General features: G+C 60.1%; 19 protein-coding genes and 2 pseudogenes. 9 read left to right on the top strand and 12 right to left on the bottom strand.

Annotated features, from left to right (window positions below; all coding sequences use genetic code 11):
* Window positions 1-215 precede the first annotated feature (215 nt).
* The 3 genes from TZ03_RS10275 (at window position 216) to TZ03_RS10265 (ending at window position 3,324) form a co-directional block, all read left to right on the top strand.
* Window positions 216-1,349, top strand: a complete 1,134-nt coding sequence (locus tag TZ03_RS10275) for an aminotransferase class V-fold PLP-dependent enzyme (protein WP_051097491.1) — start codon at window positions 216-218, stop codon at window positions 1,347-1,349.
* A gap of 379 nt (window positions 1,350-1,728) precedes the next feature.
* Entirely contained in the window at window positions 1,729-2,448 is a 720-nt protein-coding gene (locus tag TZ03_RS10270) for a DUF533 domain-containing protein (RefSeq protein ID WP_051097490.1), read from the top strand.
* A gap of 336 nt (window positions 2,449-2,784) precedes the next feature.
* Window positions 2,785-3,324 carry a hypothetical protein gene (locus tag TZ03_RS10265; RefSeq protein ID WP_051097489.1) on the top strand — a complete coding sequence of 180 codons (540 nt, stop codon included), beginning with the start codon at window positions 2,785-2,787 and terminating at the stop codon, window positions 3,322-3,324.
* 137 nt (window positions 3,325-3,461) lie between these two features.
* On the opposite strand, the gene TZ03_RS30000 is transcribed toward TZ03_RS10265, so the two are convergent.
* From TZ03_RS30000 to TZ03_RS10255, 3 genes and pseudogenes are all read right to left on the bottom strand, one after another.
* The gene (locus tag TZ03_RS30000) at window positions 3,462-3,881 is read right to left on the bottom strand and encodes a hypothetical protein (RefSeq protein WP_152645409.1); all 420 of its coding nucleotides are present in this window, start codon (window positions 3,879-3,881) and stop codon (window positions 3,462-3,464) included.
* A 279-nt stretch (window positions 3,882-4,160) separates the two neighbouring features.
* Window positions 4,161-4,357, bottom strand: a pseudogene (locus tag TZ03_RS31950) (hypothetical protein); the annotation flags it as partial.
* A 109-nt stretch (window positions 4,358-4,466) separates the two neighbouring features.
* Window positions 4,467-4,931, bottom strand: a complete 465-nt coding sequence (locus TZ03_RS10255; protein WP_051097487.1) for a bifunctional diaminohydroxyphosphoribosylaminopyrimidine deaminase/5-amino-6-(5-phosphoribosylamino)uracil reductase RibD — start codon at window positions 4,929-4,931, stop codon at window positions 4,467-4,469.
* A gap of 384 nt (window positions 4,932-5,315) precedes the next feature.
* Between TZ03_RS10255 and TZ03_RS10250 the strand changes: the two genes are divergently transcribed.
* From TZ03_RS10250 to TZ03_RS10240, 3 genes are read left to right on the top strand one after another with little or no spacing between them, the layout of a single operon-like run.
* Complete coding sequence (locus TZ03_RS10250) at window positions 5,316-6,371, top strand: Rieske 2Fe-2S domain-containing protein (RefSeq protein ID WP_051097486.1); 1,056 nt, start codon at window positions 5,316-5,318, stop codon at window positions 6,369-6,371.
* A 36-nt stretch (window positions 6,372-6,407) separates the two neighbouring features.
* Window positions 6,408-7,775, top strand: a complete 1,368-nt coding sequence (locus tag TZ03_RS10245) for an FAD-dependent oxidoreductase (protein WP_051097485.1) — start codon at window positions 6,408-6,410, stop codon at window positions 7,773-7,775.
* Between the two features lie 22 nt (window positions 7,776-7,797).
* Entirely contained in the window at window positions 7,798-8,859 is a 1,062-nt protein-coding gene (locus tag TZ03_RS10240) for a LysR family transcriptional regulator (protein ID WP_201775717.1), read from the top strand.
* 24 nt (window positions 8,860-8,883) lie between these two features.
* Here TZ03_RS10240 and TZ03_RS10235 read toward each other — a convergent pair whose 3' ends face one another.
* Together TZ03_RS10235 and TZ03_RS10230 are read right to left on the bottom strand one after the other, a co-directional pair.
* Window positions 8,884-9,600 (bottom strand): murein L,D-transpeptidase catalytic domain family protein, encoded by a 717-nt coding sequence (locus TZ03_RS10235; protein WP_051097484.1) that lies wholly within the window; start codon window positions 9,598-9,600, stop codon window positions 8,884-8,886.
* Between the two features lie 187 nt (window positions 9,601-9,787).
* Window positions 9,788-10,798 carry a L,D-transpeptidase gene (locus TZ03_RS10230; protein ID WP_051097483.1) on the bottom strand — a complete coding sequence of 337 codons (1,011 nt, stop codon included), beginning with the start codon at window positions 10,796-10,798 and terminating at the stop codon, window positions 9,788-9,790.
* A gap of 225 nt (window positions 10,799-11,023) precedes the next feature.
* Between TZ03_RS10230 and TZ03_RS28620 the strand changes: the two genes are divergently transcribed.
* Window positions 11,024-11,359, top strand: coding sequence for a cysteine hydrolase family protein (locus TZ03_RS28620; protein ID WP_236692799.1), 336 nt, complete (start codon window positions 11,024-11,026; stop codon window positions 11,357-11,359).
* A gap of 266 nt (window positions 11,360-11,625) precedes the next feature.
* On the opposite strand, the gene TZ03_RS10220 is transcribed toward TZ03_RS28620, so the two are convergent.
* Entirely contained in the window at window positions 11,626-12,852 is a 1,227-nt protein-coding gene (locus TZ03_RS10220; protein WP_051097481.1) for an MFS transporter, read from the bottom strand.
* Window positions 12,853-13,130: 278 nt separating this feature from the next.
* On the opposite strand from TZ03_RS10220, the gene TZ03_RS28610 reads away from it, so the two are divergent.
* On the top strand, window positions 13,131-13,364 hold the full coding sequence (locus TZ03_RS28610; protein WP_082056595.1) for a hypothetical protein: 234 nt from the start codon (window positions 13,131-13,133) through the stop codon (window positions 13,362-13,364).
* 4 nt (window positions 13,365-13,368) lie between these two features.
* Here the strand turns inward: TZ03_RS28610 and TZ03_RS10215 are convergent, their stop codons facing one another.
* From TZ03_RS10215 to TZ03_RS10200, 4 genes are all read right to left on the bottom strand, one after another.
* Window positions 13,369-13,749, bottom strand: coding sequence for a hypothetical protein (locus TZ03_RS10215; RefSeq protein ID WP_051097480.1), 381 nt, complete (start codon window positions 13,747-13,749; stop codon window positions 13,369-13,371).
* A 97-nt stretch (window positions 13,750-13,846) separates the two neighbouring features.
* Window positions 13,847-14,710 (bottom strand): LysR family transcriptional regulator, encoded by an 864-nt coding sequence (locus TZ03_RS10210; RefSeq protein ID WP_051097479.1) that lies wholly within the window; start codon window positions 14,708-14,710, stop codon window positions 13,847-13,849.
* Between the two features lie 157 nt (window positions 14,711-14,867).
* Complete coding sequence (locus TZ03_RS10205) at window positions 14,868-15,716, bottom strand: ABC transporter permease (RefSeq protein WP_051097478.1); 849 nt, start codon at window positions 15,714-15,716, stop codon at window positions 14,868-14,870.
* Window positions 15,713-16,729, bottom strand: coding sequence for an ABC transporter substrate-binding protein (locus TZ03_RS10200; protein ID WP_051097477.1), 1,017 nt, complete (start codon window positions 16,727-16,729; stop codon window positions 15,713-15,715). The genes TZ03_RS10205 and TZ03_RS10200 overlap by 4 nt, the downstream gene beginning before the upstream one ends.
* Before the next feature lie 182 nt (window positions 16,730-16,911).
* Here TZ03_RS10200 and TZ03_RS10195 point away from each other — a divergent pair, with 182 nt between their 5' ends.
* The gene (locus tag TZ03_RS10195) at window positions 16,912-18,822 is read left to right on the top strand and encodes a S8 family serine peptidase (protein ID WP_236692798.1); all 1,911 of its coding nucleotides are present in this window, start codon (window positions 16,912-16,914) and stop codon (window positions 18,820-18,822) included.
* Window positions 18,823-18,905: 83 nt separating this feature from the next.
* Here TZ03_RS10195 and TZ03_RS31945 read toward each other — a convergent pair whose 3' ends face one another.
* Together TZ03_RS31945 and TZ03_RS31940 are read right to left on the bottom strand one after the other, a co-directional pair.
* The gene (locus TZ03_RS31945) at window positions 18,906-19,661 is read right to left on the bottom strand and encodes a methyl-accepting chemotaxis protein (RefSeq protein ID WP_370290277.1); all 756 of its coding nucleotides are present in this window, start codon (window positions 19,659-19,661) and stop codon (window positions 18,906-18,908) included.
* Window positions 19,662-19,763: 102 nt separating this feature from the next.
* A pseudogene (locus TZ03_RS31940) lies at window positions 19,764-20,831 on the bottom strand (HAMP domain-containing protein); the annotation flags it as partial.
* Window positions 20,832-21,193 lie beyond the last annotated feature (362 nt).

Raw genomic sequence — 21,193 nt, 5'->3', positions numbered from 1 at the left:
TTGCCCTGGAGGGCAGCTAACGGCCCTATATAGACGGTCCATGCCTTTAGCTGCTACCACCCCACAGCAGGTCTTTACCTGGGCTAGTGGCGATCAGCATCGCACACTGCATGACGACTTGAATCTGCTAAGTTGAACGCCAAGTCCGCGCGGCGGCGCTCAGAGACTTGAGACAGGGTTCATACCAACGATATCTCTGCCAAAGGAGTCACCGCATGTCAAAGCTATATCCCAGTATCGATCCTCAGGGACTGGTCGAGTACTCGGTGGTCTACACCGACCGCTCGCTCAATCACATGTCGCAGACATTTCAGGGCGTGATGAGGAACATTTCCAGGACCCTGAAACAGGTCTACAACGCCCAAGCCGTAGCGGTCGTGCCGGGCAGCGGTACATTCGGCATGGAAGCGGTTGCGCGACAATTCGCCACCGGCCAGCAATGCCTGGTGATCCGCAACGGCTGGTTCAGTTATCGCTGGAGCCAGATCCTGGAGATGGGCAACATCCCGGCGGCCACCACGGTGCTGAAAGCCCGACCGGTCGAAACGGGTCGCCAGGCAGCCTACGCGCCCCCGCCTCTGGACGAAGTGCTGGCGGCCATTGCGGCGAACAAGCCGAAGATTGTGTTCGCCCCCCACGTTGAAACCTCATCCGGGATTATCCTGCCCGACGAATACCTGCGCGCCGTCGGCGACGCCGTGCATGCGGTGGGTGGCCTGTTCGTGCTGGATTGCATTGCCTCAGGCACGGTTTGGGTGGACATGCACAAGTGCGCGGTCGACCTGCTGATCAGCGCACCGCAGAAAGGCTGGAGCGCCTCCCCTTGCTGCGCCCTGGTGATGCTCAGCGCCTTGGCCCTCGAGCGCATTGAGCATACGCAGAGCAGCAGCTTTGCCTGCGACCTGAAAAAGTGGCTTCAGATCATGCAGGCCTACGAACAGGGCGGACATGCCTACCATGCGACCATGCCCAGTGATGCGCTCGCGCGCTTCAACGATGTGATGAACGAGATGCAAGCCTACGGTTTCGACAAGGTTCGCGACGAACAGCAGACACTGGGCGATCAGGTGCGCGCCATGTTGACCGGCAAGGGCATCAAAAGCGTGGCCGCAGCGGGGTTTCAGGCCCCGGGCGTAGTGGTGAGCTATACCGATGATGCCGACATCAAGAACGGTAGGAAATTTGCCGAGCACGGCCTGCAGATAGCCGCCGGCGTGCCGTTGCAATGTGATGAGCCGGCCGACTTCCAGACCTTCCGCATCGGTTTGTTCGGGCTCGAGAAACTGCACAATATCGAGCGTACTGTCAGCACCCTTGAACAGGCACTGGACGAGGTGATGGTGAACTGAGCCGTCCTCTGGACTGTTGCACGGCTGCGGCTGTCCGCGATCAGTCGATAGTGGTCAGGCACGAGCGGCCGCTTCCGAGCGAGGCGGTGTGAAAACCTCCCGACCGATGCAACTGATCAAAAAACAACCTGAAAATCGCGTTCCTACGTGAATTCTGGGTTAGTTGAGTAGCCAAGCTTTTTCAGAATTCGCGTAGGAACACGATTTGAAAAAAGCAGGTGAGGTTTTCACACAGCCTGGGTCGAAAGCTACCGGCCCAAACGGCTGAGATACCTTGATTCTGTCCAGGGTTTCCCGTCGGTCAGACGGTCATGGCGGATCGCCTTGAGGGGGCTATCGTTGCTTGTCTGGGCAACGGCTACCGACCGAGGGCGATGCCATGAATACCAGTGATCTACTCGAACAGTTGCTGCGGGCCGGGCAGGCCTCGCAAGCGCAACAAAGGAGCGGCGGTATGTCGTCGCAAGACGGCCTGGGCGGTTTGGGCGGCTTGCTGGGCGGTCTGCTTGGCGGCGGTAGTACAGGTGGCGGTAATGGCCTTGGTGGTTTACTGGGCGGCCTGTTAGGTGGCGGTGGTGGCAGTGCTGGCGGCTTTACTCAGGGGCGCGCCACTGGTGGCACCAATTACGCAGCCCTGGCAGCGTTGGGCATGATGGCGTTCCAGGCCTATCAAAGCTGGCAGCGCAGCCAGGCGGCAGCCCCGCAACAGGCGCTGCATACGGTCGATCAATTGTCCGGCCCCGCGGCCGAGGATCACAGCCATGCAATCTTGCGCGCGCTGATTGCGGCAGCCAAGGCTGACGGTCGCATCGACAAGCAAGAAGAACAGTTGATCTACGCTGAGATCAAACGTCAAGCCAGCGACCCGCAACTACAGCAATGGCTGGATGAGGAAGTCAGCAAGCCACTTGATGCTGCCGAGGTGGCTCAGTCGGCCCAAGACCCGGCCATGGCTGCGGAAATGTACCTGGCCAGCGTGATGCTGGTGGATGACCAGCAGGACGCAGAGCGGGCCTATCTTGACGAACTGGCCGGCGCCCTGCAAATCGATCCGACATTGCAGGTGCACTTGGAGCAGCAGGCCAAGGGAGCCGTCTGACCAGGCTGAGATGCTTGAGCTCTCCATCAAACTGGAGCCTGCAGGCAAGACCCCGGAGACCGCATGCACTCTCATCTCTGATGGGGTGCACGTCAGTCGATGCCAAAACCTAAAAGAGCTTCCATTTGGCTAATGCCAGGCAGTTAAGCGATTTGGGGCCGGTAGGTGCCCGCCACAAGTGCTGCAAACTACCTCAGTTAAAAAGGTCCTCGACGGAAGTTAGCCAAGGTCGCGGTGTTTTCACATAGCCTGGACCTGAAACGGACGGTCGCAGATGATTTTTCTCATCTAAAATGAACCACAAGAAATAGCCCAAAGGGCGCAGGGCGGGCAATCATGGATCTCATGGACATTATTACGGCGACCGTTTCCATCTTGTCTTTAATTCTGGCAAGCGGAACAGCGTACTTTTTGATCAAGGATAGACGGCAGGCCCGTTATCAACTGAAAGAAACATTTATCAAGGACTTATTGGCGTGGCATAATGAAGTCGTGGTGCTATTGGTACGCCTAGGTACCTATGGAGTTTACGTTGACCGTCGCGACAAGCAGCATGATCTTTGTTTGCTTTCAGCTGCAATCGAGCAAGGGCGATTTTTGTTTCCAAACATTATTGAAGGGGATGGCTTTGGGGCTGGCAAGCCTTTGGCCTATAGGGGCTATAGAAATCTGACGCTAGAGTTCTTGATAGGTGCCTATGCTGCGTGCAATCAGGACCCTATAGATTCTGAACTCTGTGAAAAGTACAGAAGGCTTTTTACGTCAATGGTATACGAAGTTATTGGCCCGGTAGCACGCCTGAGTGAAGTCAGCACGTTAGCTCAGAAAAGATTGTCAACGGGAAAGACCGTAAAGGATTACGTCGACGATAACTAACCGGGTGCCTTTCGGTCAAAAAATGAGACGTCGCCGACGCAAATGCTTGGGTGTCATTTTTTCATTGCATTACGTTCGAGCTTTGCGGCGCGCAGCGTTATGGGTTCTTGCTGCTGCGCGTCCGCTTGCGCAATGAGTCAAGTCGCGCTCTCTGCGATCACCGGTTCAAGAACACCGTCGGCGTGGATGCCTGTCTCATGGCGACCGAGGTGGCCGGAACCTTGCCGATAGGCGCAGACGCATCGCGCCATTGGCTGAATGTGCTCAAGTGTCCAAGTCGTTGGAATGGCATGTCGAGCAGTTTCGCTGTTGGACTTCTCAACCCGGAAAAACTGCTCGCGACTGCTGGCCTCGCTGTACTCGACCAACACTTCATCTTCTGCAATATCAAAATGCTTATGGATGAGATGAAGCGCGAAGCGATCAAGTTTTCCATGTTTTTCGAGAATCGCACGAATGTCATTCATGCAGGCGAAGTCTGCTTCATTAAGCGGCTCACAATCGTGGAGATCCTGCGCATTCATCCACTGCATGGGTACGATGGTTAAGTTTGTCATTGTTAGACTCCTTCAAGTGTTCTTCGGTCGGTTGTTTCATCGCCCCTGAGGGCCTCCCGAGGCAAATTTTTACCTCGAAACCGAATTCTAGCTATATGAACGAGGATGCTTCTATCAAAAGAGAGTTACGTCTATAACGAAAAATTATTGAGCTGGGCAGGCTGCATTACGACTGGCTCCTATTTAAAGGCTTGTGATGAAGATTTAAAATGGTTTTTGGCGCCGGCTTTTTGGCGAGTAGAGCCTTTGATTTGAGCAGATGCTTGTGCAGATAATCGCCTAGGATGAATGAGTCGGGTTGGTACTTAGCTGTATTTCCATGACGATAGTAAGTTCAGTCCCGTGAAGTTCATCATGGATTTCCAAGTAACCCAGCGTGCGTCGAAGCCCTCCGCGGTAATTGAGGACGGTACACGCAATGAGCTAGAACCCGAACGGGCAGCTTTGGTATGAACGACCTCCATCAACCGTCTGCCAAATGTTTGTTCAGTTCACGTAGGAACGCGATTTCCAGGTTGTTTTTTCAGCAGTTGCATCGTGCATCGGTCGGGAGGTTTCCACACAACCTCGGCCCGTAGCGGACATTCAAAGGCTCTCCAAGAGATAGTATTGCAGGTCGCGCCGAGCCTCATCCCCAAGCAGGCCAACCGTTACCTCGATCCCGGCCTGGCGGAGAATTTCGATACCTGCTCCAGCGTTTCGTGGGTCGGGATCGAGCATTGCAACATGTACTCGTGAAATTCTCGCGCTCACCAAGGCCAACGCACATGAAGGTGTTCGGCCTGCGAATGAACAAGGTTCGAGAGTCACGTACGCCGTCAGGTCATCAAGACCATGTTCCAGCAGTGAAAGGGCCATCGCCTCTGCGTGATGCTCTCCAGGCGCTTGCGTGAATCCGCTGGCTACCACGCTCCCTTCACGGACGATGACACAGCCCACTGGAGGGTTTGGCAGGCACGTCGGCAGTGCCCGCCTGCCTTGGGCCAGTGCCTGGCTCATGAAGACCTTATCCCTGTCATCAAACTCGCTGTGGGTGATAGCAAACGGCATACCTGAATCCTTGGCTTGAAATCAAGCTGTGAGAATACCGGGCCGCGGCAGCGGCTCAAATAGCCGTTTACGGGCGGAAAAGCAGCTGGACTGCGATGTTAGCGGCGTCGGTACTTCAGAAGATCAGACAATCGCAGGTGTTTTCACATCGCCTCGGTCGAAAGCGGCCCCTTGGCGTGAAGTCCATAGCGCTGCGTCCAGGTGGCAGTGCGGGCCACCTACATAGTTCATTCCATATAAACAACATGTACTTGCCAACATAGGCGGGGCCGGTTCGGCTCTCTAGCATGGGTTTGGCATCCGGTGCCCGCCTGGTTGGCAAGCAGCTTGGCAATTCGCGGGCACGCATCACCGGGTGACATTTCCATAATAAGGAGAACCGAAATGTCCACTACCGCCATAGCCTGCCAGGACGTTACCTGGAATCCGATCACCCGAAACAGCACATTTACTGCACATGACCGAGAGATCCTCTGCCGGCATTGGCACCCCGTGGCTTTTTCTACGGACGTCACCGACAAACCCTACGCCGCAACGCTGCTGGATGAACCGCTCGTGCTCTACCGTGCTGGTGGCAAAGTGAATGCCGCCCGCGATATCTGTAGCCATCGCGGCGCACCGCTGAGCAAAGGCTGGGTGCGCGGCGAAAACATCATCTGCCCTTATCACGGCCTGCACTTCGGCACTGATGGACGCTGTACTCGCATTCCTTCGGAGCCGAACGCCAACCTGACCGAACGCCACCGCATCCAGATGTACTCGACACGCGAAGATTTTGGCCTGATCTGGGTGTTGATGGCGGGCACCAACGCGCCGTTTGCCGAGATGCCTTCCTGGTACGACGACGATTTCCAGCGCATCCTGCCGCCCTCCATCGACATTGCCGCCTCCGCCGGTCGCCAGGTGGAAGGCTTCATCGATGTCGCCCACTTCGCCTGGATTCACCATGAAGCTTTCGCCCAGCGCGACAACCCCGTGGTGCCGACCTACAAGGCCGAACTCACGCCCTACGGAATACACGCCGAGTACGTCAGCAGCGTCAGTAACTTCCCCAAGCAGATGCAGCATCGTGCCCCGAGCGATTTTCTCTGGTCCCGGACCTTCGATGTATTCGCGCCGTTCACCGCCCGTTTGACGGTCAATTTCCCTAGCCCTGAACACCGGCTGGTGATTCTGAACGCCGCCAGCCCGATCTCGGCTCGCAAGACCCGCATGTTCTGCGCCATCACGCGCAACTTCGACAAGGAGATGCCGTTGGAGGACGTGTATGCCTTCAATCAACAGGTATTCGAAGAGGACCGGGACATCGTCGAGTTGTGTCGTCCGGAGGACTTGCCGCTGGACCTTTCGCTGGAAATCCATATTCCTGCCGATCGCTCCTCCACCGCCTATCGTCGTGCCCTGAGCGCGCTGGGTCTGGGTCGAGCCTTCATCAGTTGAAGACCTGGCCATAACCCGATTGAAGGAGTATCGATCATGTATAAGTGGGAATGTGTGGTGTGCGGCTTCATCTATGACGAAGCCGTGGGCATGCCTGAGCACGATATCCCGGCGGGAACCCGCTGGGAGGATGTGCCGGAAAGTTGGTATTGCCCTGATTGCGGCGTCGGCAAAGCCGATTTTGCGATGATCCGGCTCCCGACAGGTGCCGAGGCAAGCCAGGTGGCGATGCAGCCACTTGCAGAGCCGGACCCAGTGATCATCCTCGGCTCAGGGCTGGCCGGGTATACCGTGGCGCGTGAGCTACGCAAGCTGGACAGGGCCATCCCGATCATGATCGTGACCCGTGATGGCGGTGAGTTCTACTCCAAGCCGGCGCTGTCCAACGCTTTTCAGAGCGGGCGTCTGCCGGATCAGCTCGTGACGTCCAACGCCGGGGAAATGGCGGCGCAACTACAAGCGCAAATCAGTACGTACACCTCTATCGAGCGAATCGATGTCGAAGCGCAGCAGGTCTACGTCGACGGCTATCCACAGCGCTATAGCGCATTGGTGCTGGCGTTGGGCGCTGATGCAAGGCGCCCGACCCTGGACGGCGATGGGGTGGATGCAATCATCACCGTGAATGACCTGGAGGACTACCGCAACCTTCGTCAGCAGATCGGCATGAACAGCCGAATCGCCATCCTCGGTGGAGGACTGATCGGTTGTGAGTTCGCCAATGATCTACGGCATGCTGGCCACGAGGTGAGCATTGTCGACCGCGCGACGTCCTTGCTGAGTCGCCTGTTGCCTTCAGAGGCCGCGGAAGAAATGGCGAATGCGCTTCGATCCATTGGCGTGCACCTGGAACTCGGTAACGCCCCCACGGCGGTTCGGCGTAGTCACACAGGCCTGTGGCTGCAGCTGGCCGATGGTCATGAACTGGAAGTGGACTATGTGCTTTGCGCCATTGGCTTGATGCCACGGGTCGAGCTGGCTCGTGCAGCAGGCATTGCGGTTTCCAGTGGCGTCGTAACAGATGCGTATCTGCGAGCAAGCGTCAGCAATGTCTATGCCTTGGGTGACTGTGCTCAGGTCCATGACCTGGTATTGCCTTATGTGATGCCGATCATGCTACAGGCGCGCGCGTTGGCCCGGACACTCACTGGCGAGCCCACTGCAGTCGCTTATCCCGCCATGCCGGTGACCATCAAAACCAGCGTGTTGCCCACGGTCGTCGCCTCGCCAATGGACGATCAAGGTTTGTGGTCGACCGAGTTGGTAGGCCGGTGTGACAAAGGCATCGCGAATGTGCGGTCCGTCTACCGCGATCAGCAAAACCAGATGCAAGGCTTCGTACTGATGGGCGCGGTAACTCAGGAAAAGACCGAACTTCTGAAAGCCCTGCCGGACTGGAGGTAACCGGCCGCACGGATGTGCTCGCATGGACGCACTCTGGGGCTCGCTATATGATCAACTATATAGCGTGCTCCCCCCATGCCACATCGAGACGAAGGACCATCATGCGGATGGCTCCATGACATTCGAGGCTGCCGTGTCCAAGTCCATACCAAGCTGCGATGTCCAGTTGATCCGGACGCTCCATACCTTGCTTACGGAATGCAGCGTTTCGCGTACCGCCGAACTGCTTGGGCAAACTCAGCCGGCCATCAGTGTCGCCTTGCGACGTCTGCGTGAGATCACTGGCGACCCATTGCTCGTGCGCAGCGGCAGCCACATGGTGCTGACGACTCACGGCGAAGAATTGATTGACCCTGTTTCGCAGGCATTGGCCGCTATCGAACAGGTTCTGCACCCAGTCGACTCTTTCGATCCGGCAACGACCAGACAGACATTTCGTATCGGCACACCCGATTATCTAAGCGTTTTCTTTGTGCCAGCCATTATCGAGCGGTTTCATGCGCAGGCACCTTTCGCCACACTGGAACTGAAGCACCCTCAAGCCGAGGGCGGATATTCACGCGGCCTGGAAGAGGGTTACCTGGACCTGGTGATAGGTAACTGGAGAGCACCTGCCGATCATCTCCATCTGCAACCGCTGTGTGACGATGACCTGGTGTGCCTGATGCGTGAAGGGCATCCCATTGGGCCAGGAGAGCTGACTGCCGAAGCCTATACACTCGCAGATCATCTTGATGTCATGACCCACAATGCGTCCGGTCAAGGCACGATCGGCACCGAACTGGCAAGAAGCAGCCTGGTAAGGCGCGTTACCACGACCTTGCCTTACTTCTGTCTCGCACCTTATGCGCTGGTCAAGTCAAATCTGCTGTTCACCACCACGCGATCCTTTGCCAAGCATTACACCGAACTGTTGCCGCTACGTATCGAGCCTTTTCCGGTACCGCTGCAGCCGTTGCGGTATTACCAACTGTGGCATGCACGCAAACATCGGTCACAGGCATCGAAGTGGCTACGCAGCTTGGTACTGGCTGCGGCCAAGACCATTGCTTCTCCCCACCATGAACCCACCCCCCAGCAATGAATTGCTATGCCCTGATTGCAGGACTTACTTGCTGGCGAACGTTTGATTAGCCAGCGGGCAGCTCTGGGCGTTAAGGAAGCGCGATTTTTTCAACCAGTCTTGTTGCGGGTAATAGGCGAACACATAGCTACCGCGTTGCAGCGTATCGATCAGCTTGCCGGCAATTGCCGGCCGAACGGCAGGACACCCCTGGCTGCGACCCAAGCGACCGAGGCCGGGAACCACCTTGGGGTCGGCATACGCGGCGGCATGCATGACAATCGCCCGCGACATGCTGTTGTCATTGAACCCCGGCTCCAGCCCCTGCAGGCGCAGCGAACGGCCGTGCTTGCCGCTATAGGTCTGGCCGGTCTCATACAGGCCGATGGAGGATTGGTAGCTGTTCGGGGCGTTGGAGAACGTTGTCGGCAAATCGGCACCGCTGTTCTTGCCATGGGCAACCCACTCCTCGAACAGCAGCTTCCTGGCGCGCAAATCGAACACCCACAGACGTTTGTCACGCGAGGCCTTGGAGTAATCGATCACCGTCAGCAACTTGTCCGCGTCGCTGTGGCTGGCGCACGTGTAGGCGGTGAGTGCCAGGGCCAAGGTCGAAAGGCTGGCGCTGGGCGCCAATTGCTGCAGCTCGGCGGCGCTAGGCAGGGGTTGCGCATAGGCGGTGTGCCAGGCGCTGAGGAAAAACAGGCCAATACTGGCCACTGAGAGCCGCATGGCTCCCCCCAATGGTTCGAACATCGACATGGATTATCCTGTTAAAAACCTGTCTGCGATCGAAAGCAGGCTGGCCGTTCGGCATTGATCTGGACGGCTTTCCTCGCTTGCGTCATGGCATGCTTTGAAGCGAAAAATCAGCTGGACTGAAGCCAAAGGCCACTACTTTGCTTGATTTTTACGGGATTGCCGATCATTTCTTGATCAATGGTTTAAGTTATTCACTGCCTTCGGTGCTGATCACCGTGAGTTTTCCTTCGCTGCGAGTATCCCGCGTGGACGCCCAATCGGTTATCACCAGCATCGTGCCGATGTCCATCGCCGCGCGTAAATGACGGCGGAATTCCGGGTTCATGGTCAATTGCCCCAATTGTTCATAGGGCGTATCCCCGTATTCCGGGTTGCTGAGACCAACCACCGACCAGCGTAATGGTAGCGCGGCATCGAGGGCCAAGTCGGATGGCTTTTGCAGCAGGGAATACACCGCCATTCCACTACGATGTTGACCGCTTTCAATCGACAGTGCTGGCGCCGAGCCGATCAACTGGCCACCGCGAAACACATAGGCGCGCCGGTCGGAGCGGCTGATCAGGATAGACAGTGGCCCCGCCGTCGGGTCTGGATCGTTCCAGAACTGTTGGTTATTCAATACCAGCGGGCCTTGGGCTTTGCCTTCGCTGACCGTAGGCGCCAGCACGCCGGGGTGGTAGACCTCCACCGGTGCACTGTGGGTATCGGAAACGATGACGGTGGTCGAGCTGAAACCGGTGATTTCATACAGCTTCTTGGCGAATGCCAACGGCAGGCGCACGCAACCATGCGAAGCGGGGTACCCCGGTAGATGGCCTGCGTGCAGGGCAATGCCGTCCCACGTCAGCCGCTCCATGTAGGGCATCGGAGCGCTGTTGTAGAGGCTGGATTTATGCTCGACCTTCTTCTGCAGAATGCTGAATACCCCGGTGGGGGTTTCCCGACCGGCCTTGCCGCTACTCACGGTACTGACGCCGATGGCGATGCCATTGCGATAGACGTAGGCACGTTGCTCGGTGAGGCTGACCACTACGGTCACGGGCCCCACCGGCGAGACCTGCGGGTACCAGAGAAACTGGCCAGGCTTGAGACTCTCGAGCTGGCTCCTGAGTTCAGCCGGGGTGGGCACCTGCAGCGGAGCCGCTTCGACCAGAGCGGCGGCAAGTAACAGACCCAGTCCGAGCGGTACATGCATCATCGAATCCATCCTTAATAGAGCCCTGTGGCCTAATGCCAGTCAGCTAAGCATTTTGGGGCCGCTTTGCGGCCCATCGTAGGCAAGCCAGCTCCCACAGGGCCGCGCAATTCTTCAGATCTGAGTGGCCCTGTGGGAGCTGGCTTGCCTGCGATGGGCTGCGCAGCAGCCCCATACCCTTAACTGACAGGCATTACCCTGTGGCCAGCTTAAGTGGAACATTCGTCATTGAGCAAATGTACGCGCGTGGCGTCAAACGGCCGCGACACCCGACACGTCAATGATGCCCAAGGCCGTGATCTGGCAATCGGTGAGCCGGTCGACAACCAAGACAGGCCAATTACCTACCGCGCGGACACTGCCGCTATCGAGGTCATCGACGCTTTGGCCCCAAAGGCCGGTGACGTCGTGATCGACAAGCAACGCTATAGCGCATTCCATGGCACTCGTTTTGCCCAGACATTGAAAGGTCGTGGCATCACTCGCCTGGTGGTGGTTGGCATGTTGACCCGCTCAGCAACGTGGGGAATTTCCGGCAGGTTGCTACTACGGCTTGATGGTTAGGAGAGCGACCTTGCCAGCCAACCCCATTAAGACCTGACGGCTGCTGGCCATGGAGGTCCGCTTTTGACCCTTTGCTGCCGGTGAGCCGAACAGCAATCTTTGTGGGAGCGGGCGTGCCCGCGAAGAATCCAACGCGGAGCCTGGCACCGGCTGCGCCGGTGTTCGCGGGCACGCCCGCTCCCACAGAGTGCGCATCGCGCTCACGAAACCAGTTATTTTCAGTGGCGGCTACGGGTCGATAGCGGCCATTGGCGAGCGGGTGGTTGTCAGGAGGGTTGGGCTGCCAGGCTATTGCTGACGTTACGCCCCAGCACCAGCACCGTGACGAAACCGCAGCCCACCAGGGCCGTGGCCAGGCTCAACAGCACCGCGCTGCCCAGTTGGTCGACGATCCGCCCTCCGAAGAACGAGCCCAGCGCAATGATCACCTGGAACATGGCGACGAACAGCGGCATGCCGCGTTCGACGTCCCTGGGCGCGACCACGAACATCCAGATACTGGCGCAGGCCGGGAAGGCGCCGAAGGCGAAGCCCCACAGCGCGATCAGCATCGCGGCGCCGGTCATGCCGGTGGCGAAATGGGGGAACAGGGCGGTGCTGACGCCGATCATCAGTGCCACCAGCAACAGGGTATGACGCACGCTGCGGTTGGCGGCGAAACCCGCGAAAATGTTCCCCATTACCCCGGCAACGCCATAGAGCAGCAGCAATGAGCCAATCGTTGGCCCATCGAAGCCGGAGCTTTGTTTGAAGAAGGGCGCGACATAGGTGTATGCGGCAAAGTGCGCCAGGCCAATCAGCAAGACGGCGATCAAGCCAACCCGCGCTTGTGGGTTGATGAAAAGGGCCGGCAGGTCACTGATGCGAATGGCCTTGTCCGGCTTCAACTGTGGTAGCAAGAGCATCTGCGCCAGTAGCACCGGTACCCCCAGCAGCGCGGTTACCAGGAACGTCATGCGCCAGCCCATCAGGCCACTCAGCCAGGTGCCTACAGGTACACCCAGTACGGTGGCCAGCGTCACACCGACCATGATGATCGAGGTGGCTTGGGCTACGCCCACGCCCTTGGGCGCCAGGCGGCCGCTGAGGGCGATGGCTGTAGCCCAGAAGCCACCGATACTGATGCCCAGCAGTACACGGCCGAACAGCAGCAGGCTGAAGTCGCTGGCGTAGGCCACGACCGCGTTGGCGATGATCATGATCAGCGTCAGGCCGATCAGCAGGTAGCGACGGTCCAGGGCGCCAATGCCCACAGACAGCAACGGGGCGGCGAGGGCGGCCATGATGCCGGGCAGGGTTACCATCAGGCCGGCGTGGCCGGCACTGATGCCGAGGTCGCTGGCCACATCGTTGAGTACGCCCACCGGCAGGAACTCGCTGGTCACCAGGGCGAAGGCACCCACGGCGACCGAGAGAATCGCCAGCCACTGCTGGCTGACGCTTCGTTGATTATGTTCGGGGAGGCCGCGAGGGGCCTGGCTGGCGCTTGGCATGGGGTTGGGTTCCAAGGTGGGATGTTGCCTGAAGCAGGCAAGGGGAGCGGGGGGAGATGGGAGGCGATTATAGGCGTTGGGTTTGGCAGCCCGACAGGCGGGCCTTTCGATAGTAATCATCAGTGCAATCAATAAGACGCCCTGCTTCTATGCGCGAGAGGGAACTTGGACATGCATCGGTCGGGCCCATGGCGCAACGCATCGCCGCTGCTGTTTTGCATGAATCATCTTGATGCTTTCACATAGTGGTACTAATACTTAAGAACTGCCGAAGAGGGATGATCATGCAGACGCGCTTTGCTGTGGTTCCTGCTGTGCCGCTCAGGAAAGAGACTTACCCTCGACGTCTTGGCTTTCCCGTCGCACTGGGGGAGGGCTACGACCTCTACGACACACAAGAAAAAATCCGCTTGAGCCTGAATTTTCCGACACGGGCTGAAGCTGAATACGAATGCGCATGCCGCAACCGGTGCCGAAATGCCGATGAAACCGATATCGCCGGGAATGGCTGAAGCATCAACCGTGTTTACGCAGCGCTTCCACCAATTGAGCCTTGGTCATGGTGGAGCGCCCCTTGATGTCCTTGCTGCGTGCTTCTTTCAACAGGCTTTCCTTGGTTTGGGTTTCCAGCGACGAACCTGAGGTGCGTGAATGGCCCTGGCGTGATTTCGCCGCACGCTTGGCCGAGTCCGAACGCGCAGTTTTCTTCTCCCTGGAAGATGTCTTGCTACCTGAGCCGCTTTTTTTCTCGCCACCACCGGATTGCTTGTTGACGGTGGCCCAGGCGCGCGCTTGCGCTTCGTCTTTCGACACGCCTTTTTCCTCGTAACTCTCTTCGATGTGCTCGGCCTTGCGCTTTTGTTTGTCTGTGTATTTGTCCTTGTCACCGCGTGGCATGGTATCTACTCCTGCTTGGTTTGCCTGACCGGTTGAATGCATGCAGGTAGCCAGAGTGCCAATGAATGGACGAGCGGCGCCTTTGGCCTAGGCACAATCAAGCCTCAAGCGCTGTTTTCAGCACCGCACTCAGATGCCGCCGTTGGCTTTTTTCATGCTCCAGCAATACCACCCGCCGGGTCAGTTGCGGTTCGCCAAATGGCAGGCAGGTGGCGGGTGGCAAGCGTTGCAGGTCGTCGTCAGCCATGGGGATGATCGCCACACCCAGGCCCATTACCGCCATGCGCGCCAAGGCCTCCTGGCTGTCCAGCTCCATCTGCTCGCTCACCTGCAAATGCTGCCGACGCAGTTCTTGCTCGATTTGCCGCCCGGCCCAGGCGCGCTTGTCGAAGCGCAGGAAGGGCTGGCTGGCCAGCAACTGTGGCACGCTTTGCCCAGCCAGATCGGGGCTGGCGATGGCCCAGAAGCGGTCTTCGAACAACGGGGTGAAGTCCAGGCTCTGTGGGTACGGGCTGACCGGCTCGGTGGTGATCGCCGCGTCGAGCTCACCGTCTTCCACACGCCGTGCCAGTTCCGCCGACATGCCCGAAGCCACGCTGATGTGCAGTTGCGGATGGTGGGTCTTGATCCACACCAGTGCCTTGGGCAAGCGGCGCGCCAGCACCGTGTGGATCGCCCCCAGGCGCAGGCGACCGCGCAGGCTAGGGCCGCTGGCCAGGGCATCGGCCAGTTCGTCATAGGCACCCAGGATAGTTTCGGCGCGGGCCACCGCTAATTGGCCGGCTTCGGTCAGCACCACCTGCCTGCGGCTGCGGTCGAACAACGTCACCTGTAGCTCGTCTTCGAGGGTCTTGATGTGCAGGCTCACCGCCGAAGGGGTGAGGCTGAGCAGGTCGGCGGCACGGGCGAAGGTGCCGTGGCGGGCAATGGTCACCAGGGTGCGCAGGGCTTTGAGGGACATGCGGGCGGTCCGGGGGCTGGGCTGTCAGTGCTGCATTGTCAGGCCCGGCCCTATCGCCGGCAAGCCGGCTCCCACATGGTCAGCACAATGCCCACCACCTGTGCAGTACCTGTGGGAGCCGGCTTGCCGGCGATAGGGCCGGAACAGGGGGTACCGCTCAACGCCCGCTACGGCCATAGGCCTGGCTGATCCGGTCGATCACCATGGCCAGGGCGACGATCGCCAGCCCGGCCTCGACCCCTTGGCCGACATTCAGGGTCTGGATCCCCGCCAGCACATCCTCGCCCAGCCCGCGGGCGCCAATCATCGATGCCACCACCACCATCGACAGGGCCATCATCACCGACTGGTTGAGCCCGGCCATGATGCTCGGCAGTGCCAGGGGCAGGGCGATGCGCCGCAAACGTTGCCAGCGGCTGGCGCCCAGGCCATGCGCGGCCTGCAGCAGGGAAGGGTCGATCTGGCTCAGGCCCAGTTCGGTCAGCCGCACCAGTGGCGGCAGGGCGTAGATCAGCGTGGCGAACACTGCCGGTACTTTGCCCAGGCCGAACAGCATCAGCACTGGGATCAGGTAAACGAATGCCGGCAGGGTCTGCATCACATCCAGCACTGGCAACAGCAACCGCTTTGCCAGCGGCCGAGAGGCCAGCAGGATACCGAGCGGCACACCCACCAGCACGCACAGGCCGGTACTGACCAGCACCAGTGCCAAGGTCTGCAGCAGCTTGTCCCACAGCCCGAGCATGCCGATCAGGGCCAGCAGTGCCACCAGTACCGCACTGCGCAGCAGGCTGCGGCTGGCATGCCAGGCGAGCAGGCCGACCAGCAGTAACAGCAGCCACCAGGGCAGCAGGCGCAGCAGGTTTTCCAGGCCGACCAGCAATTGCAGCAACTGGTCGGAGACGCTGCGCAAGTGATCGCCGTAATTCAGTACCAGCCAGTCGACCAGCCGGTTGACACTATCGGCAAAGGACAATTGCAGGGCTTGGGGGAAGCCGCTGCTCACAGGCTGCCCTCGACCTTGGCGGCAACGTCCGCGGGCAGCCAGGCTTTCCACACCTCGCGGTTGTCACGCAGGAAGGTGAGGGCGGCATCGCGGGGGGGCGTGCGTTTTTCGCTCATCTCGGCCAGCGCCTTGTTGAGCCGATCGATGGGCAGGTCAACCTGCTCGAACACTGCCACCAGGTCCGGGTAGTCGTCACGGAAGGCCTTGGAGACACCAATCGACAATTTCGCCGGCAGTGAGCGACTGCCCTTTGGCTCGGGGTTGCTGGCATCTGTCAGGGTGGCCCAGGCCTCGGCGTCGAACGGCGGCTCTTGCAGGCGTATGAGCTTGTAGCGGCCCATCAATGGCGTCGGGTTCCAATAGTAGAACAACACGGGTTGGCCGCGGCGGATGGCCGAGCCGATTTCGGCGTCCATCGCCGCCCCCGACCCGCTGCGGAAGTTGGTGTACAGGTCATCCAGGCCATAGGCCTTGAGTTTCTGGCTGTTGACCGTTTCTGATGTCCAGCCGCTGGGGCTGTTCAGAAAGCGGCCTTTATCTGGAGCCTCGGGGTCACGGAATACTTGCGGGTAGCGCTTGAGGTCTTCGACGCTGCGCAGGTCCGGCGCCATGGGTTTGATCTGGCGAGCCGCGTCCCCCTCGACCACATAGGCCGGCACCCACCAGCCTTCTTCGGCGTTTTTCACCGTATCACCCAAGGCATATACCTGGCCCGCTTGTTCGGCCTTGACCCATGCAGGGCTGCGCCCGGCCCATTCCTCGGCGATCACCTGCAGGTCGTTGCGTGCCAGCGCCACCTCCATGCTGACCGTGCTGCCGGGCAGGGTGTCGGTGGGGTAGCCGTAGCCGCGTTCCACGATCAGCCGCAGGATCTCGGTGGTCAGCGCGCCGCTTTCCCAGCCGATGGCACCAAAGTGGATTGGCGCGCTGCGCTCTGCCGAGGCGGCACTATCGGTATTGGCCAGGCCCACGGCGAGCAGCAGGCCGGCCAGCAGCGTTGGAATTTTCTTCATCGGGGCCTCAGGGTCGCCTGTCATTCGGGTCCGGGCAAGTGTAGTCCACCGAGGGGCGAGCTTTGGTCAGCGCAGGGAATGGCTGCTCTCTGCATCCATGCCCGCTGAGTCATGACCATGCGCTGGGTGGCTGTGTTGCGACCTGCCTCCCATTTCTTATCCGTGAATCTTGGAAAACTATGATGGCTGATCTGAATTTTGTGCATTACCGCAACTATCGTTTCGATGGTTTTTTGTTCGTACGGGTAACGGGCATCGACTTGGGCAAGGTCAAGAGCATTACCTATACGTTGCATCAGACCGATGGCGGGCACCGCCAGCAACTGGACTCCCGCATTGTCAGGTCCCAGGCCGATAGCCGGAATCTCGATGATTACGGCTGCCCTATCACCTTCCAGGTCCAGGGCACCTCTGGCAGCTTTTCGATAACACCGACCGTCACGTGGCTGGCCAGCGCCGGAGGCGGTAACCAAGTGTTCCCGCCCCTGGTATTCACGATCCAGCCGGGCGAGTCGACCCGCTCGATCCTGGACAAGGTGCCAGTGGACCAATCTGCAGGCCGACGCAAGCGTGAAGCCGAGCCGGCACGCACGGCGGGCAAGGTGCCGGCTGCTTTCGCACTCCATGACGGCGTGCTGCAAGGCTCCCCCGAAATTAACGACCGTCCGCCAATAGGGCCCTTGATCGTGAAGTTCGGCCCAGGTGGGCGCGAACGCTTGGCCGCCGACATGCTGCCCGCTTCGGCTTCCAGGCTGGTAGCGCTATGGCCGGTAATCGCCAATGTCATCACGCTGCACCCATTTGTCGACCCAAACCTTCAGGACCCCGGTGACAATCGCCCGGAAGTGCTTGCGCCGTACTGGCGGATCGAGCAACCCGCCAGCATGTTCAACGACACCTTCATCGAACTGGCCAAGACCCTTGCTGCCCTGGATTATGTCGAAGGGGTCCACTTCCAGCCCCCCAGCGAGGATGATCCCAACCTGCTGGCTGCCGGTGCTGCCGCCGTCGTGGCCACGCTGTTCACCGGTGGTGTCGTCTATCTGGGTCAACGGGCAAACGACAACGCTCAACGCACCCCGGATTTTGAAGTGCTGCAAACCTATCTGGATGAACCAGGGCCCGCGCACAAAGGCCTCAACATCCGCAAAGCCTGGGAAAAGGACGTGAAAGGCCAGGGGGTGCGTGTGCACCTCACCGATGGCGGGCTGTATCCAGACCATGAAGACCTGCGCGACAGCCCCCTGATCCGTGTGGTCGTGCCTGGCAGCAATGACGACCCGCTGCATGGCACGCTGTCGTCAGGAGTGATGGTCGCTACTGCCAATGGCTTTGGTGTGACCGGTATCTGTCACGCCGCGGAGTTGTACCTCTATCACAACCGGGCAGGCGCGGCGACACAGAGCGCATTGCTGCGCCGGGTAATCCCGGGGGATGTGGTTGTGTTCAACCGGGAAATCGCAGACCCGAGCGTACCCGGTACCCGCCTGCCCACGCTGCATGCGCCGTCATGGTGGGATGTAATGGATGCGCTTGTGGCACGAGGGGCGGTGGTGGTGTGCGCCGCGGGCAACGGCCACCGTGAAAGCAACCACAAAGTTGGCGCCGTCCAAGGTTACGGGCTCGATATGGGGAGCTGGCAGTACTTCGACAACCATGGCGACGCCGGGGCTATCGTGGTGGGGGCATGCGACTCGTGGGATGGCAAGCCTGCCGTGTTCTCCAACTATGGCTACCCGTACCGAATGCTCAATGCCTGGGGTGACTCGGTGGTGACGACGGGGGCGATCAAGGACAAGGACCTGCAGGTAAGGCCTGGTACCAACAGGGACTATACCGACTTCTACAACGGGACCTCTTCTGCTACGCCGATCGTCGGTGGTGCACTAAGCCTGATCCAGTCTTATGCCATGGAGCAGCATCATGTCTATCTCAACAGTGACCAGATGCACCTGCTGGTCATGGCGTCGGGGTATCAGGACGCCACGCTGCCGTTCCGGGAAACCCTGCCTATGGGCGCCAGGCCCAATGTCGAGGGTGCACTGAATTTACTGGACCGCATTCTGGGTGGTGGGCGTTTTTTTCGCCAGTAATCGCCCGTTTCCGATCATGACACCAAGTGAGTTCGATGAACCTGTTGGGGGAAAGGGAAGGGGCCGCATGGCGGCCCCGATCTTCAGACGCGGAACTGGTCCATCAGTGCCTGCTGCTGATTGGCCAGGCTGTTCAACGACTGGCTGACCCGTGCCGACTCGTTGGCCTGCCCCGACAGCGATTCGGTGACATCGCGGATGGTTGCGACGTTGCTGTTGATTTCCTCGGCCACCGCGCTTTGCTCCTCGGCAGCCGAGGCGATCTGCAGGTTCATGTCGGTGATCACCGTCACCGCCTGGCCGATACGCTGCAGCGCAGTGACGGCCTGGCCTACCTGTTGCACGCCGCCCTGGGCCTGACGGTGGCTGTTGTCCATGGCGCCGACCACTTCGCGGGTGCCGTTCTGCAAGGCTTCGATCACCTGGCGGGTTTCTTCCACCGACTCCTGGGTGCGCTGGGCCAGGTTGCGCACTTCGTCGGCGACCACGGCAAAGCCACGGCCGGCCTCACCGGCGCGGGCCGCCTCGATGGCGGCGTTGAGTGCCAGCAGGTTGGTCTGCTCGGCGATCGAGCGGATCACCTCCAGCACCGAACCGATCTTCTCGCTGTTCTGCGCCAGGCCCTCGACCTCGGCCATGGCATTGCTCATGTCGGCGGCCAGGGCATCGATGCTGTGAGTGGTGCGATCGATCACTGCCAGGCCTTCGCGGGTGGCCTGGTCGGCGTCGCGGGCGGCCTGCGCGGCCTGTGCGGCGCTACGGGCGACGTCCTGGGCGGTAGCGCTCATTTCATGCGAGGCGGTGGCCACCTGGTCGACCTGGCGATACTGCTGCTCCATGCCGGCGCTGGTTTCAGTGGCAATTGCCGAAGACTGGTCGGCGGTGCCACGGGCGGCCTGCACCGAGCGTTTGACCTCGGCGATGGTCGGCTGCAGCTTGTCCAGGAAACGGTTGAACCAGCCGGCCAGCTCGCCCAGTTCGTCCTGCTTCTGGTAGGCCAGGCGGCGGGTCAGGTCACCCTCGCCGCTGGCGATGTCCCTGAGCATGGCCGCTACGCCGAGGATCGGCCGGGTAACACCGCGGGCCATCAGCCATATCAGCAGCAGGCCGGCAATCGCCGCAGCCAAGCCCAGGCCCAGCTCCAGCAGGGTGCCGCTGGTGTTCAGCGCGTCAAGTTCCTGCTTCAGCGCTTCGGCCGGCCCGGTCAGGGCGTTTTCCGGCACGTCCAGCAGGACGCCCCAGGGTTGGGCGTCGGGGATTGGCGGGAACGCCGCCAGCACCTTCAGGCGCTGCTGGTCATGCACGATGGTCAGCTTGCCATCGGCCAGCTTGCGCACCAGCTCGGCGCCCTTGGCCGGGTCGACCTGATCGAAGCGCGTGGCCAGCTTGCTGGCATCGGCGCTATAGCCGGCCAGCAGGCCGACCGGGCTGAGGATGCCGACCGTGGTGCGGCCTTCGTACAGGCTGCGGCTGGCCTCCTGGCTCAGGGTCTGCAGGCTGTTGAGGTTGATGTCGATGGACAGGGTGGCGATGATCTTGCCGTCGACTGCCAGCGGGAAGACGATGCTAGTCATCAGCACCTGTTGGCCATCGATGTCGTAGAAGTAGGGCTCCACCACGCACACCTTGCCGGTGGTACGCGGGCACATCCACCAGGTGTTGGTCGGCTGGCCGCTGGGGCCGATCTCGGTGTTGGCCATGTCGTGCTCGGGCAGGGCCATGGCGGTCAGCTGGCCGGCGCGCGGTTGCGACCAGTACAGGGCAAAGCGTCCGGTTTCGTTGCTGCCCAATTCCGCCTTGTCGGCAAACAGGCTGTCCTTGTTGTCCAGGGCGTTGGGCTCGAACACCAGCGACAGGCCGAGCAGGTCGGGGTTGGCCTGCAGTGCGGTGCGTACCTGGCGGGTCAGGTCCTCGCGCAGATCGTAGGCATCGAGAAAGCGCTTTTCTGCCTGTTCACGCAGGAACAGCACCTGGCGGGCAAAGCCTGCGCCGTACTGGTAGGCGTCCATGAACTGGCGGCGGATGTTCAGCGCTTGTACCTCGCCTTGCGACTCGATGCGTGACTGCGCCGCCTCGGTCAGCATCTGCATGCTGTTGGCCTTGACCAGGTCAGAGCTGTGCTCCATGCGGTACAGCGACAGGCCGACGAGCAGGGTGACGATGCCGGCCAGGCAGAGACCGGCGAGCAGGGTGATCTTCCATTGGATGGAAAGTTGTCGCAAAGGCATTGGGGCGGATCCCTTTTTTTGGGCAGTAAGGGTTATGGCTTTTCTTGCGCTGTGTCTGGTAGGTGCCTGGCTGGAGATGTGTGTCGCCTGTGAGACCGAGCGCCGCCCGCGCGGCGCATCGCCGGCAAGCCAGCTCCCACATT

The sequence above is a fragment of the Pseudomonas sp. 10-1B genome, assembly GCF_000935045.1.
In the GTDB taxonomy this organism is placed as follows: Bacteria; Pseudomonadota; Gammaproteobacteria; order Pseudomonadales; family Pseudomonadaceae; genus Aquipseudomonas.
The sequence above is the reverse complement of the archived record's forward strand: the minus strand, read 5'-3'. Positions and strand labels throughout refer to the sequence as shown.